Raw genomic sequence first — 211 nt, 5'->3', positions numbered from 1 at the left:
GCCGCACTGCTTCCCTGCCCGTTCTGCGGAAGCGCTGACATTTGGGTCAACAGCGATCTCGTGCCAAAGTACGTTGTGTGCAAGAGGTGCGCGGCCTTTGGTCCGACGGCACCGACGGTCACTCAGGCGACTGAACGCTGGAACAGGCGCACCAGCGCGGGATGATCCGGAATGACGGTCAAGAACCCGAGAAACGGCGCATTCCTCCGGT

At 62.1% G+C, this 211-nt stretch carries 1 protein-coding gene; it reads left to right on the top strand.

The features are described from left to right. Positions 1-6: 6 nt before the first annotated feature. Positions 7-165 (top strand): Lar family restriction alleviation protein, encoded by a 159-nt coding sequence (locus tag ACZXDY_RS46820; protein WP_464350148.1) that lies wholly within the window; start codon positions 7-9, stop codon positions 163-165. Positions 166-211: the final 46 nt, after the last annotated feature.

The sequence above is a fragment of the Bradyrhizobium sp. LeoB3 genome (genome assembly GCF_055456055.1).
The sequence above is the reverse complement of the archived record's forward strand: the minus strand, read 5'-3'. Positions and strand labels throughout refer to the sequence as shown.